General features: G+C 39.7%; 16 protein-coding genes. 15 read left to right on the top strand and 1 reads right to left on the bottom strand.

The window, feature by feature from the left end; all coding sequences use genetic code 11:
* Positions 1 to 4 precede the first annotated feature (4 nt).
* The 12 genes from hisC (at position 5) to AB1471_RS00100 (ending at position 10363) form a co-directional block, all read left to right on the top strand.
* Positions 5 to 1090, top strand: a complete 1086-nt coding sequence (hisC, locus tag AB1471_RS00155) for a histidinol-phosphate transaminase (RefSeq protein ID WP_367777492.1) — start codon at positions 5 to 7, stop codon at positions 1088 to 1090.
* A 13-nt stretch (positions 1091 to 1103) separates the two neighbouring features.
* Positions 1104 to 2207, top strand: a complete 1104-nt coding sequence (locus tag AB1471_RS00150) for a prephenate dehydrogenase (RefSeq protein ID WP_367777491.1) — start codon at positions 1104 to 1106, stop codon at positions 2205 to 2207.
* Positions 2208 to 2223: 16 nt separating this feature from the next.
* On the top strand, positions 2224 to 3507 hold the full coding sequence (aroA, locus tag AB1471_RS00145; protein WP_367777490.1) for a 3-phosphoshikimate 1-carboxyvinyltransferase: 1284 nt from the start codon (positions 2224 to 2226) through the stop codon (positions 3505 to 3507).
* Between the two features lie 177 nt (positions 3508 to 3684).
* On the top strand, positions 3685 to 4947 hold the full coding sequence (locus AB1471_RS00140; protein WP_367777489.1) for a tetratricopeptide repeat protein: 1263 nt from the start codon (positions 3685 to 3687) through the stop codon (positions 4945 to 4947).
* Positions 4948 to 4989: 42 nt separating this feature from the next.
* The gene (locus AB1471_RS00135; protein ID WP_367777488.1) at positions 4990 to 5535 is read left to right on the top strand and encodes a ReoY family proteolytic degradation factor; all 546 of its coding nucleotides are present in this window, start codon (positions 4990 to 4992) and stop codon (positions 5533 to 5535) included.
* 82 nt (positions 5536 to 5617) lie between these two features.
* A complete protein-coding gene (locus AB1471_RS00130; RefSeq protein WP_367777487.1) occupies positions 5618 to 6079 on the top strand; it encodes a YpiF family protein in 462 nt (153 codons plus the stop codon).
* Positions 6080 to 6229: 150 nt separating this feature from the next.
* Complete coding sequence (locus AB1471_RS00125; protein ID WP_367777486.1) at positions 6230 to 6739, top strand: Rieske (2Fe-2S) protein; 510 nt, start codon at positions 6230 to 6232, stop codon at positions 6737 to 6739.
* A 14-nt stretch (positions 6740 to 6753) separates the two neighbouring features.
* Positions 6754 to 7428: a menaquinol-cytochrome c reductase cytochrome b subunit gene (gene qcrB / locus AB1471_RS00120; RefSeq protein WP_367777485.1), complete on the top strand. Its 675-nt coding sequence runs from the start codon at positions 6754 to 6756 to the stop codon at positions 7426 to 7428.
* 44 nt (positions 7429 to 7472) lie between these two features.
* Positions 7473 to 8237 (top strand): menaquinol-cytochrome c reductase cytochrome b/c subunit, encoded by a 765-nt coding sequence (locus tag AB1471_RS00115; protein WP_367777484.1) that lies wholly within the window; start codon positions 7473 to 7475, stop codon positions 8235 to 8237.
* A gap of 58 nt (positions 8238 to 8295) precedes the next feature.
* Positions 8296 to 8895 (top strand): lipoprotein heptaprenylglyceryl N-acetyltransferase LhaT, encoded by a 600-nt coding sequence (gene lhaT / locus AB1471_RS00110; RefSeq protein WP_367777483.1) that lies wholly within the window; start codon positions 8296 to 8298, stop codon positions 8893 to 8895.
* A gap of 51 nt (positions 8896 to 8946) precedes the next feature.
* Complete coding sequence (locus AB1471_RS00105; RefSeq protein ID WP_367777482.1) at positions 8947 to 9630, top strand: sporulation protein YpjB; 684 nt, start codon at positions 8947 to 8949, stop codon at positions 9628 to 9630.
* Positions 9631 to 9688: 58 nt separating this feature from the next.
* Positions 9689 to 10363, top strand: a complete 675-nt coding sequence (locus AB1471_RS00100; RefSeq protein ID WP_367777481.1) for a zinc metallopeptidase — start codon at positions 9689 to 9691, stop codon at positions 10361 to 10363.
* Between the two features lie 126 nt (positions 10364 to 10489).
* On the opposite strand, the gene AB1471_RS00095 is transcribed toward AB1471_RS00100, so the two are convergent.
* Complete coding sequence (locus AB1471_RS00095; protein WP_367777480.1) at positions 10490 to 11359, bottom strand: YitT family protein; 870 nt, start codon at positions 11357 to 11359, stop codon at positions 10490 to 10492.
* An 80-nt stretch (positions 11360 to 11439) separates the two neighbouring features.
* Between AB1471_RS00095 and AB1471_RS00090 the strand changes: the two genes are divergently transcribed.
* From AB1471_RS00090 to mgsA, 3 genes are read left to right on the top strand one after another with little or no spacing between them, the layout of a single operon-like run.
* The gene (locus AB1471_RS00090; RefSeq protein WP_367777479.1) at positions 11440 to 11778 is read left to right on the top strand and encodes a nucleotide pyrophosphohydrolase; all 339 of its coding nucleotides are present in this window, start codon (positions 11440 to 11442) and stop codon (positions 11776 to 11778) included.
* 4 nt (positions 11779 to 11782) lie between these two features.
* A complete protein-coding gene (gene dapB / locus AB1471_RS00085) occupies positions 11783 to 12586 on the top strand; it encodes a 4-hydroxy-tetrahydrodipicolinate reductase (protein WP_367777478.1) in 804 nt (267 codons plus the stop codon).
* An 18-nt stretch (positions 12587 to 12604) separates the two neighbouring features.
* A complete protein-coding gene (gene mgsA, locus AB1471_RS00080; protein WP_367777477.1) occupies positions 12605 to 12979 on the top strand; it encodes a methylglyoxal synthase in 375 nt (124 codons plus the stop codon).
* The last annotated feature ends 12 nt before the right edge of the window (positions 12980 to 12991 follow it).

The following is a 12991-nucleotide window of genomic DNA, read 5'->3' as shown; positions in this document are numbered from 1 at the left end:
CACGATGAATATAAAGGCACAAGTGACAAATTTAGTTCCTTATAAACCGGGTAAACAAACAGATGAAGTGAAAAAAGAATTTGGGCTGAGTGAAATCGTAAAACTCGCTTCCAATGAAAACCCTTTTGGCTATTCACCGAAAATTGATGAATGGTTTAAAGAGAATGGAGTGAACCATGCCATTTATCCCGATGGATATGCAACTAAATTACGACACTCGTTGTCCGAACTATATTCGTTACAGCCAGAGCAATTTATTTTAGGTAACGGGTCAGATGAAGTGATTCAAATTATTTCACGTGCCTTATTAGAGCCAGGGAAAAACACGGTAATGCCAGCACCATCATTCCCTCAATATAAACATAATGCCATTATCGAGGGAGCAGAAGTAATTGAAATACCTCTAATTGATGGTGCGCATGATTTAACGAAAATGGCTGAAGCAGTAAATGAAGATACCACAATCGTATGGGTATGCAGTCCAAACAATCCAACAGGAAGCTATATTAATAATGAAGATTTACGAAGTTTCCTGAATAACATACCACCGCATGTGTTAATCGTTCTTGATGAAGCGTATCACGAATATGTTCAAGCAGAAGATTACTACGATGCGATTTCATTGATTCATGACTACTCTAATGTTGTCGTGCTGCGTACCTTTTCAAAAGCCTACGGCTTAGCTGGTTTCCGTGTTGGATATGGCATGGCTTCTGAGTCAATCATTCAAGCGATTGAGCCTGTGAGAGCACCATTCAACACGAGTGTACTCGGTCAAGTGGCGGCTGATACTGCCTTGAGTGATCAATCATTTATTGAATCGTCTAAAAAAGCCAATCGACAAGGACTTGAGCAGTACTACCAATTTTGTGAAGAAATGAGTGTCGATTATTTTCCATCACAAGGAAACTTTATCTTAATAGATTTTGATCGTGATGGTGATGAATTATTTCAGGCATTAATGGAGCATGGCTTTATTGTCAGAAGTGGTAAAGGGCTAGGATTTCCAACTTCTTTACGTATATCGATTGGTTCAAAGGAACAAAACGAGCAACTTATTCATGCATTAAGAGGCATACTTCAGCAGTAAAAGGTGTGGTGTTATGGAAGGGACCGTTGTCATCATTGGTTTAGGACTAATCGGGGGGTCGCTTGGACTTTCCATCTTGAAAGGTAACCCAAAAGCAACTGTAATTGGGTATGACGTTCAAGAAAAAGAAATGCGTTTAGCAAAAGCAATGAATACAATTACACAAGAATCTAAGAACTTACAACAAGAAGTAGAAGGTGCAGACGTTGTCTTTCTTTGTACACCTGTTTTTCAAACAGAACAGCTTATTGAAAAACTATCTGCATGGTCTTTAAGTCCGCATACAATTGTGTCAGATGTTGGTAGTACCAAAAAACGAATTATGAATAAAGCTCAGTTATTTTATGACAAAGGTTACACATTTATAGGTGGCCATCCAATGGCTGGTTCTCATAAAAGTGGTGTGGCGGCGTCAAAAGTTATTTTATTTGAAAATGCCTTCTACTTACTTACACCAGGGAAAAATGTACATGAACGAGATGTTGATAGGTTAAAGAGTTGGCTGGTAGGGACCAAAGCTAAGTTCTTTGTTGTTGACCCACAAGAACACGATGAAATCACTGGGATGGTGAGTCATTTTCCTCACATTATTGCGTCCTCACTCGTCCATCAGGTGAAAAAGGTTCATTCAACTCAACCACTCATTTCACGATTAGCTGCAGGAGGCTTTAGAGATCTTTCTCGTATCGCATCTTCCGATCCCACGATGTGGCGGGATATCACGATGCACAACACCGATATTTTAAAGGAATTGCTTCGCCAGTGGCAAGGTGAGATGAATCAAGTAATTGAGTTGCTTAATCAAGGAGATGCAGATGCAATGTATCACTATTTTGATGAGGCAAAGCAATTTCGCGATAATATGCCGATTCTACAAAAAGGTGCAATTCCTTCATTTTATGATTTGTTTGTTGATATCCCTGATTATCCTGGTGTAATTTCTGAAATTACAGGGCTACTAGCTAAGCAAGGAATTAGCATTGTAAATATTCGAATTATGGAAACAAGACAAGATATCAATGGTGTCTTAGCCATTAGCTTTCAAACGGAAGAGGACAGGCGTCGTGGAGAATCATGTATCACCTCAACCACATCATATGAAGTGTTCACTGTTTAACTGAGAGGAGAAGACAATGATCAAAACCCTAGATTATAAGGATGTAAAATTAAGTGGAAACATTCGTGTGCCAGGCGACAAATCGATTTCTCATCGTTCGGTCATGTTTGGAGCACTTGCGAATGGAACGACAACCGTTACAGGATTTTTAAAGGGTGATGATTGTCTTAGCACGATCGATTGCTTCAGAAAAATGGGTGTCACCATAGAAGAAAATGGTGATACAATTGTTATACATGGAAAAGGATTTGAAGGATTGCGCGAACCTGAAGAAATTCTTAACGTTGGCAACTCGGGTACAACGACTCGCTTGCTCCTCGGAATTTTAGCTGGTCTGCCTTTTCATACAGTCATTATTGGGGATGAATCCATTGCAAAGCGACCAATGAAGCGGGTAACCGATCCCCTACGTAAAATGGGTGCAGCTATTGATGGTCGAGAAGATAGTCAATATACACCTCTTGCCGTTCGAGGTGGCACATTATCGAACATCCATTACACGCTCCCGTATGCAAGCGCACAGTTGAAATCAGCCCTTATCTTTGCTGGGCTCCACACAGAAGGAGTAACCACAATCGTTGAGCCTGAAAAAACAAGAGACCATACGGAGCAAATGATTAAACAGTTTGGCGGCACGATTGAGCGAAGCGGGAACGAAATCTATGTTAAAGGTAGTCAATCATTTGTTGGACAGACGATTGATGTTCCAGGTGATATTTCTTCAGCTGCCTTCTTTTTAGTTGCAGGGGCTGTTGTGAAAAAAAGCAAGCTGTTGTTACATCACGTCGGATTAAATCCAACACGTACAGGAATCATCGATGTACTACTTAACATGGGTGCGGATGTTGTAGTTGAGAAAGAGTCAACACAAGGAGAGCCACTTGGGAAAGTAACGATAAGTGAAAAAGAGCTCACAGCAACCCAAATCGGTGGTGCGCTTATTCCAAGGCTTATCGACGAAATTCCAATCATTGCACTTTTAGCAACTCAAGCGCAAGGTACGACCGTGATTAAAGATGCAGAAGAACTTAAAGTAAAAGAGACAAATCGAATTGATGCTGTAGCGGGTGAATTAGCTAAACTCGGAGCAAATATTGAACCAACTGATGATGGACTACTTATCCATGGGCCGACAAAGCTTCACGGTGGGCAAGTGGATTCAAGAGGGGACCACAGAATTGGTATGATGTTAGCGGTGGCGGCCCTATTAACAGATGAAGTGGTCACAATCGAAGGCGTTGAAGCCATTGGTGTGTCTTATCCACAATTTTTTTCAGATTTAGAATCAGTTATTCTCTAGAAAGTGAACGGTGTCGAAGGACATCGTTTACTTTTTTTCTTGATTAAAAGGAGTTTTCGATGGCTTTATCGAATTAGTACCCCTAAGAGAATCCGGTAAGAAAAAGTTGCTAATTGGCCAGATGTTTTTTAGGATGTAGGAGATAGAGTTAAACAGGATGAAATGAGGGACAAAATAGTGGATGCTGCAAAAAGTATGATCCATGCATTACATGAAGGAAATTTAACAAAAGGAATGAAAGAATTTTCCGTAGTGAAAGAAGCGGGGACGGATGATGAAAAATTCCAACTTGCTGAGGAACTTTTCCAGCTTGGCTTTTTAGAACAAGCAAAAGAATTATTCGAGTTACTCATCTTTTCTTATCCTGAAGAGGGTGAATTAAACGTTCTTCTTGCCGAGACACTTGTTGAGATGGACGACATAGAAGCAGCCATTCTTCAATTAGATCAGATTGATGAAAAAGATGAATTTTTCCCGCGTGCATTATTATTATCAGCGGATCTTTATCAAATGCAAGGGTTATACGAAGTGAGTGAAAGTAAGCTTTTACTCGCTAATAAAAAACTCCCAGATGAACCAATTATTCATTTTGCCTTAGCGGAGCTGTACAACGAACAAGGGCGCTTTCTAGAGGCGATTCGTCATTATAAAGAAGTGATGAAGGCAGACTATGAAGAAGTAGCTGGTGTGCAATTGAATCAACGTTTAGGCGAATGTTATAGTGCGGGTGGTGCATTTGAAGAATCACTCCCCTATTATGAAATAGCGCTGGAAAATAATCGTGACGTCAACACATTATTTGGTTATGGATTTACGGCATTCCAAGCAGCTCATTTCGTAACGGCAATTGAAACACTGTCAGAGCTCGTTGAAATGGATCCTGAATATCATTCGGCGTACATGCTTCTTGCAAGAGCATATGAGCATGAAGAACAGCTTGACGACGCCATTGAAACCGCACAATCTGGATTGAAAGCAGATCCTTTTAATAAAGAGTTATTTCTATTTGTAGGGAAAATATCACTAAAACAAGGCAATGTAAAAGCTGCAGAATCTCATTTAAGAGAAGCCATTGCGATTGATCCGAACTATTTAGAAGCAGCCTTAGTTATGAATCGATTGCTGATACAGCAAGAGCGTGCAGACGATATTATCGAGTTAATTGCGCACATTGAAGAAGCTGGAGAAAGCGATCCGCAGTTTCACTGGGATGCTGCAAAAGCATATGAATGGCTTGAGGAGTATGACAAAGCTTCGAATGAATATAGCCAAGCATATGTGGTATATAATGATCATATAGATTTTCTTGAGGATTATGGTACTTTTCTTTTAGAAGAAGGTCGGTCAAAAGAAGCACGCTCCATTTACGATAAGCTTGTAAAAAAAGATCCTACAAATCAGGACTGGTTAGAGCGACTTGAAAGACTTGAGGAACTGTAATCTACTGCCATACTACTGACTATGAGTAGAGGGGGGAAACGCATGGCGGCACCAGTATCTGTACATGAAAAAAAGGATTTCATCCGTTGGTTTTTAAACCATTATCAGCTTAAGAGACGAGAGTCTGTATGGATTTTAAATTACTTGATGAGTCACGATCAGTTAATGGAAAACCTGCATTTTGTTGAGGAAGCTCAATATTGCCCTCGCGGAATTGTCATGTCAACACAATGCGTAGATGATGTAGCCTTTCGCTTTTATAAAGGAAATATTATGACGACAGATGCAGAGAAATCATTCCACGATATTCGACTGCATCGAGAGGAAGATATTTTTATTCAACTTAATTTCCATGCTTCCCATGCTACTCATCAGTATGCGGCGGTCATGGAGGAGAATCCTTATATGCCGAAATATCTACGTATAACGGAGAAGGACCGAATTGTTGCAGAGCAGTTTTTAAAAGAAAGTATTGTCACGTTTAAACGACAAAAGCTCCTCGATGAAATTGATCGCGCACTTGACGCTCAAGACCATGAAAAGTTTACGAAGTTGACTGAGGAATTAAAAAATGTATTGATAATGTAGGGGACAAAAAAGGTGATCGTATTCGATCACCTTTTTTTTGTGCTAATATGAAAGATGAATTAGAAAGGAGAATGAAAAAACTATGTTGTGGAATGCTAAAGAAGTGGGGATGTACATACAAGAAAAAGCATATATCGATACTGTTATTGTTCCATTGTTACCAATCAGCTTTTCGGGTAATACTAAACAAGAAGCGGAACAAGCAGAATTTATCACTTTGCTGACAACACTCCTCGAAAAACAATTTAAAGGTCGAATGATGCTGATTCCACCCTTTACGTACATGAACATTGAGAAAAAAGAAGATAAAGTGAGGAAACTGCAAAATTGGTGTAATGAATTGAAAAATCAAGAATTTGAACATGTTGTATGCTTAACATCAGATCCAATGTGGAAAGAAGTTGAACAAGATTTTCATGCAAGCCTTCTATGGATGCCATCCATCCCGTTAGAACACATGGATGAAAAATATAAGCAGAAAATTGTCGATGATCAGGTGAATCAACTTGTAAAAATCATCGTCCAAAAATGGCAGAATGCATAACGTTCAAAAAAACGTCACATTGTTGAAATGAAAAGCTTCAACGCATTATTGACCTCTATAAACTATTGATATATCATGAATATGTCCTAGTTATATATTTGTGCGAAAATTGTCTGATGGACTGACCTGAAGATAGAGGGGGGAAAAAATATGGGTAATCAACGTGTTTCACGTCGTCAATTTTTAAATTACACGCTTACGGGTGTAGGCGGTTTCATGGCGGCAGGAATGCTCATGCCGATGGTGCGTTTTGCTATTGATCCAGTTCTTACAGCTGAAGCTGGAGGGGACTTTATAGCGACTGGTAAGAGTGTTGATGAATTAACAAATGTACCAGATCGTGTTGACTTTAGTTTCGAGCAAAAGGATGCATGGTATACGTCAGATGTAACACATACAGCTTGGGTTTACTTAGACGAAGCGGGAGAAATTGTTGCGCTAGAACCTACATGTAAGCATTTGGGTTGTACCGTTAACTGGGAAGGAAACCCAAGTGATCCTAACCAATTCTACTGCCCATGCCACGGCGGATTATATGAAAAATCCGGTAAAAATGTTCCAGGTACACCACCGACCGGACCTTTAGACATGTTCGAGTATAAAGTGGTTGATGGGATTTTACAATTAGGTAAGGTTGTACCAAACAAGATTGTCAAGTAGAGGGGGCGTAATTGGTGCTTAATAAGATTTATGATTGGGTGGACGAACGATTAGACATTACGCCAATGTGGCGAGACATCGCTGACCATGAAGTGCCGGAGCATGTGAATCCTGCTCACCACTTTTCAGCGTTTGTTTACTGCTTTGGTGGACTGACTTTCTTTGTTACGGTCATCCAAATTCTTTCCGGCATGTTCTTAACAATGTACTATGTTCCGGATATTGAAAACGCTTGGAGTTCAGTTTATTATCTTCAAAATGAAGTAGCTTTCGGTGTAATCGTACGTGGTATGCACCATTGGGGAGCTAGTTTAGTAATTGTTATGATGTTCCTACATACGCTACGTGTGTTTTTCACAGGATCTTATAAAAAACCACGTGAATTAAACTGGGTAGTTGGCGTACTAATTTTCTTCGTCATGTTAGGTCTAGGCTTCACAGGGTACTTACTACCTTGGGACATGAAAGCACTATTTGCTACGAAGGTAGGAATTGAAATTGCTGCTGCAACACCGTTTATCGGAGAGCAGATCAGAGTATTACTTGCGGGGGATCCTGATATTTTAGGTGCTCAAACACTAACACGATTCTACGCGATTCATGTATTTTTCTTGCCTGGAGCTCTTCTTGGTCTTATGGCAGCTCACTTTATCATGATTCGTAAGCAAGGTATCTCTGGACCACTATAAAGATGAGTTGTTAAAAACAGAGAGAAACAGAGGAGGGAAAAGCTATGCATCGCGGAAAAGGGATGAAATTTGTTGGTGACTCTCGAATACCTGCAAATCGTAAGCCGAATATTCCAAAAGACTATTCGGAGTTCCCTGGCAAGACGGAAGCCTTCTGGCCAAACTTTTTATTGAAGGAATGGCTAGTTGGAGCAGTATTTTTAATTGGATTCCTTTCACTAACTGTGGCGCACGAGCCACCTCTAGAGAAAATCGCTGATCCAACGGATACTGGATATATTCCTTTGCCTGACTGGTACTTCTTATTCTTATATCAATTACTTAAATATGAGTTTGCATCTGGTGCTTATAATGTGTTCGGTGCATTCATCATTCCTGGTATCGCATTTGGTGCGCTATTACTAGCACCGTTCATCGATCGCAGTCCTGAACGTCGTCCTGTTAAGCGTCCGCTTGCAACAGGTTTTATGCTACTTGGCGTTGCAGCTACTATTTTCCTAACATGGGAATCCGTAGCGTATCACGATTGGGAACAACAGAGTGCACAAGGCGAAATTGTACCTGAGGCAGACGTGGATACGGAAGCTGCAGGCTACCTAATATACGACCAGCAAGGATGTATTGCTTGTCATGGTGACAGTCTTGATGGTTTAGCTGGACCCGCATTAGCTGGAGCGACATTAACACCTGAAGAAGTTGCTGAAATTGCTGTTAATGGTCTAGGTGACATGCCAGCAGGATTGTTCGATGGAACAGATGAAGAACTTCAAGAGCTTGCTGAATTTGTTTCAGAAGTGTCAAACCAATAGTTACATGATGGAAAAAGAGCCGGTGAAAACTGGCTCTTTTTTTAAAGGGGAGGAAATGATGAGAGAATTTGTTTATGCTTGGCTAAGTAATCGCCTCTTTTTGTGGCTATTATTTTTAGTCAATTTAGCAGGAACAATCTATGGATTTTATTGGTATAAGTCTCAACTTGTACAAACGGAGCCGATTTTTCTAATTTTTGTACCTGATAGTCCAACAGCAAGTTTATTTTTCACCATCGTTATTTTTATGTATTTAATGGGTAAACGCTGGAGACTTATGGAAGCATTAGCTATTGTGACACTTTTTAAATATGGTATATGGGCGATTGTAATGAACCTTTTAACGTGGATGGTTACGGGAACATTGTCATGGGTTGGATGGATGTTAATTGCGTCACATGGAGCAATGGCCATACAAGGTTTACTGTACGCACCGTTTTATCGATTTAAAATGAGGCATTTAGTTTTAGCTGCGATTTGGACATTACATAATGACGTGATTGATTATGTCTTTATGCAGTACCCCGTTTATGCTCAACTTGAAGACAGCATTCGCCAAATAGGTTATTTTACGTTTTGGTTAAGTATTGCATCAATTGGCATTGCTTACTGGTATGGTATTAGACAAAATCGTTCTGTTAGGGACTTGGTGAATTAACATTCTGAATGACCCTACCTCCGCATAGTTTATAAATGGGAGGGATGATGAATGAAGAATCGTCAAGTAATAGGGTTATTGATGTGTTTCTTGCTGCTTGCTCCCTTTCATAGTGCTAAAGCAGATACAGAATTGGATTCGGTCATTCAACAAATTACCATGAAACAGTACGAGGACGGTGTGAATCAACTTCACAACTGGTATATTACTCTTGATAATGAACAACAATCAGTTTTACATAACACATACAGCCAGTTCATTGCTACATTGTCTTCTTCTGAGGTTGACCATGGTGTTAAAGTAATGTCAACTTGGTCCTTTATGTCACTTGCAGAATACCTTACAACAGAGAAGGTCACGTATATGAGGTTCTTATTAGCGGAATTTAACCAAAAATGGAAGACACACGACCAGTCTATAGATAGTGATCTCCAACGAATGAATGGTTTATATATAGCGATGATTCCAACGCTTCAGTTAATGGTTGATCAAAAAGACAATCACACGATTAATTCCTTATCGTCTTTGGAGGATGCTCCACCAATCGTTTCGAAATCATCCGGACCTATTATCCCCTCTTTCGAAGAGTGGTACGTTGACCAGTCGACGAACGCTACTTTATGGATCGTGTCCTTAATAACAGGAGCGATTGTTATTTCGACGTTGACTTATGTCTCATGGAGAAAATATGAAGGTGGAAAAAATAGAAAGAGAGTGCGGAACCGTAACGATTGACAGACTATCTTTTTATCAGTTAGAATTTAATCACATCGTATTTTATTGGAGGGACATAATGGATTTTTTGATTTATTTCGCAATCATTTTGATCGTACCGCTGTGGGCGAGCAGTAGAGTAAAATCAACGTACAAGAAATATTCGAAAGTTGCTACGACTGCTAACATGACTGGAGCAGAAGTCGCTAATCGAATCTTACAGGAAAATGGAATTTATGATGTGACAGTCAAACCTGGGAAAGGGTTTTTGACTGATCATTACAATCCGAGTAAGAAAGAAATTGTTCTGTCACCAGATAACTATCACGGGATGTCCGTAGCGGGTGCTGCCGTTGCAGCCCACGAGGTTGGACACGCCATCCAAGATGCTGAAAGTTATGCATTTTTACGCTTCAGACATGCGCTAGTACCTGTAGCGAATATTGGATCAAACTTGTCAATGTTTTTAATCCTAGCTGGTCTATTGCTTACTTCACAGGCATTATTATTACCGGGAATTATCTTTTTTTCTGCCGCTGTATTGTTCCAATTCGTCACACTACCTGTTGAATTTAATGCATCATCACGTGCGATGGATCAAATGGTAAGCGTTGGCTTAATTCGTAACGAAGAAGAGCCGCATGCGAAAAAAGTTCTTAATGCTGCTGCTTTAACGTATGTTGCAGCCGCTTTAGTCTCACTACTAGAGCTTCTTCGTTTCATCCTAATGTTTATGAATATGAACAGGGATTAAGTTTAAAATATCAAAAAACTGCCGAAGCATTCGGCAGTTTTTTCTTTTTCATGAACAAAGAGTTTGATGGTGACACGTATGGCAGGGTTATTCGATCATACTCTGCGACCCTTTTCAGTCCACTTTTTATTCAATCGGTCGTTTATGTTCATCAAGTGTGAACCCTTCACCTAGGACATCATGTACGTCTGTGACCGAAACAAAGGCGTGTGGGTCTATCGAAGTGATGATGTTCTTTAGACGAACGAGTTCGTTTCGGGCAACAACGCAATAAAGTACTGATCTTTCTTCTTTAGAATAATGACCAAAACCAGTTAACACAGTTACACCACGGTCCATCTCAATCGTGATTTTGTCAGCAATTTGTGCTTGGAAAGGTGAGATAATCATGGCACCTTTTGCTGAGTATGCGCCTTCTTGCATGAAATCGATCACACGAGCTCCGACAAAAACAGCGACAAGTGTATACATCGCTTCACGATAATTTAGGTAGGTTACAAGTGACAGCAAAATAACTGCGGCATCAAAAATAAACATTGTTCGTCCCATGCTCCATCCAATATATTTATTGGCTAAGCGAGCAATGATATCCACTCCCCCAGTTGTGCCGCCGTATCTGAAAATAATGCCAAGGCCCACACCAATAAACACCCCGGCAAAAAGCGCTGCTAGGAACAGATCATTTGCAAGTGGAATGGAGAACTGATAGACATAGAATATTTCTAAGAAGACGGAGACACTTACTGTTCCAAGAATAGTATATAGAAATGCTTTTCTTCCAAGCAACCTCCAGCCGATTATGAAAATGGGGATATTAAGCACTAAGTTCGTTATTGAAGGCTTTATTGAGAAAATGAAGTATAATAAAAGTGTAATCCCTGTAAACCCACCTTCAGCTAGGTTGTTTTGAATGTTAAAATGAACAATACCAAAGCTGAAAATACTTGAGCCTAATAAAATAAACAAACAGTTTTTAATTTTTAATCCAAAAGGCACATGTCATCCCTCCAACTATATTCAAAAGCAATTATAGTCTAATCAAACCATTATGCGCAATGGACTGGGAGTGAAATATAATGAAAGAAGAGAAGACAATGCACGACATGCAAGAAGAAGTAGATCAATACATAGGACAATTTAAAGAAGGCTACTTTAGTCCTTTGACGATGCTTGCTCGAATGACAGAGGAAATAGGAGAGCTTGCACGGGAGGTTAATCATCACTATGGAGAAAAGCCGAAAAAATCTTCTGAAGACGATAGTACAATTGAAGAAGAGTTAGGCGACTTACTTTTTGTCCTTATATGCTTTGCGAATGAACAAAATATTAAACTGGAACATGCACATAATCGTGTCATGCATAAGTTTACTACACGCGATAAAGATCGTTGGACACGTAAAGACAGGGAGGAATAATAGTATGACTGAAAAAATAAAAGTAGTCATTGCTGGAGCAAGAGGGAAAATGGGAAAAGAAGCGGTTAAGCTTGTGCAAAACACTCCTCACTTTGAAATGGTAGGAGCAATTGATCACAAACACGACGGTAAAAGGTTAAGCCAATTAGATGAATTTACCGGGTTAGATGTTCTTATTTACGGGAATCTTGATCACTGTTTTAACGATACAAAGCCTGATGTCTTAATTGATTTGACGGTACCTGAGACGGGTTACATGCATGCGAAAACAGCGCTGTTAAATCATGTACGCCCCGTTGTTGGGACAACGGGATTTAGTGAGGAGCAACTTGTAGAAATTAAAGAGCTAGCAGAAGAACGAAACATTGGAGCAATTATTGCACCTAATTTTGCGATTGGTGCCATTTTAATGATGAAGTTTTCACAAATGGCTGCTAAATATTTTGATGATGTTGAAATTATTGAAATGCATCATGATCAAAAACTTGATGCCCCGTCTGGAACTGGTTTAAAAACAGCCCAAATGATCGCACAACAACGAATGCCTAAACATCAAGGACATCTTAATGAGAAAGAAACGATTCAAGGAGCAAGAGGGGCTGATGTAGACGGCATGAAAATCCATAGTGTGCGCTTACCGGGACTTGTCGCTCATCAACAAGTGATGTTTGGTGGAGAAGGCCAAATGTTTACGATACGTCATGATTCATTTGACCGCACTTCGTTCATGTCAGGTGTTCAAGTTTGTGTGGAAACGATTATGAAAATCGACACGCTCGTATATGGACTTGAAAATATCTTAGACTAATGTTTGGAGGATCATGTTATGAACATTGCATTAATTGCTCACGATAAGAAAAAAGATGATCTGCTCGCTTTTGTCGCACAACACAAAGAAGTATTCAGTCAACATGAGCTTTTTGCTACAGGTACCACTGGATTACGCATAAATGAACTAACTGATTTACCTATTCATCGTTTTAAATCTGGACCTTTAGGTGGTGACCAAGAAATTGGTGCTCGTATCGCCAATCAAGAAATTAATGTTGTTTTTTTCTTTCGTGATCCACTTACTGCTCAACCTCATGAGCCAGATGTATCAGCGTTAATTCGTTTAGGAGATGTGTATCAAATTCCAATTGCGACAAACATAGGTATGGCAAAAGTATTAATAAATGCCATTATTCGTAATGAAGTGTAGAAATGAGGGTTT

The organism is Jeotgalibacillus marinus (assembly GCF_040801915.1).
In the GTDB taxonomy this organism is placed as follows: Bacteria; Bacillota; Bacilli; order Bacillales; family Jeotgalibacillaceae; genus Jeotgalibacillus; species Jeotgalibacillus marinus.
This window is presented reverse-complemented; position numbering and strand designations above follow the sequence as displayed.